Annotated in this window: 1 protein-coding gene; it reads left to right on the top strand. The window is 39.6% G+C overall.

The window, feature by feature from the left end; translation table 11 throughout:
• Positions 1-920, top strand: a 920-nt coding sequence (locus F6K13_RS34785) for a transposase (RefSeq protein WP_287290201.1), incomplete at its 5' end; no start/stop codon positions are given.
• Between the last annotated feature and the right edge of the window lie 81 nt (positions 921-1,001).

Below are 1,001 nucleotides of genomic sequence, written 5' to 3'. Positions count from 1 at the left end.
TATTTGATATAACGACACCAAACAAAGACCGCTTAAGCGTATTAAAAGTTTTACAAAACACAACGGAACTGGAGTTTGTCCTCAACTCGATAACATACGATTTACTTGAGGTATTAAATCTGCCTAACAAATGGGAGCATCGACTGAAATTATTACCTCAGGAAACAGCCTTCACAGAAATTGAGTTGAATAGGTTACTTGATGAGCATCTGGTTAATTTAAATTCTCAATCCCGTACTCGTATACATGAAGCAGCAGCAATTGCTTTTTACCATCAGCAATCAACAATTCCAGTAATCAAAACCCTCATAAGTGATGATGCTCCACAGTTCAAGTTATTGACTGATGAATTAGCTTTATGTTGGGTCCACGAAGGAAGGCATTATAAAAAGTTAAGTCCATTTATCGCCTACCACCAAAAGATTTTAGATAACTTTCTCGACAGATTTTGGAAATTGTACCGAAAATTATTAGCTTATAGAGATTCCCCCAGTCAAGAGCAAGCTGACCAACTCAGGTCAGAATTTGGGACGCTGTTTAGAGAAAAAACTGGTTACGAACAGTTGGATGAACGAAAAAGATTAACCATCGCAAAACAAGAGGAGTTGCTTCTGGTTTTGAAGCATCCAGAATTGCCTTTGCACAACAATCCTGCCGAGTTAGCAGCTAGGACAATGGTGCTGCGACGTAAGATTAGTTATGCTACCCAGATATTTCTTGGTACAAAAGCTTGGGATATTTTTATGTCCCTTGTTGATACTACTCGTAAGTTGGGTATCAGCTTTTTTGAGTATATCAGCGATCGCATTTCCCAGGCAGGAATAATTCTCCCTCTGGCAACTATTATTCGTTCTGAAGCTTCTGTTGATTCCTTCGGTTGGTCATGGTCAGCGGAATCATTCCCTACCCCCAATTATTGAGGGGATCCTGTTTGACGTACTCCTTAATCTGCAATCAAACCTGGGTCAATTGATTGCAGTAATGTGGCCACTAATTGATCT

This window comes from Okeania sp. SIO2B9 (assembly GCF_010672505.1).
GTDB lineage: Bacteria > Cyanobacteriota > Cyanobacteriia > Cyanobacteriales > Microcoleaceae > Okeania > Okeania hirsuta.
The sequence above is the reverse complement of the archived record's forward strand: the minus strand, read 5'-3'. Positions and strand labels throughout refer to the sequence as shown.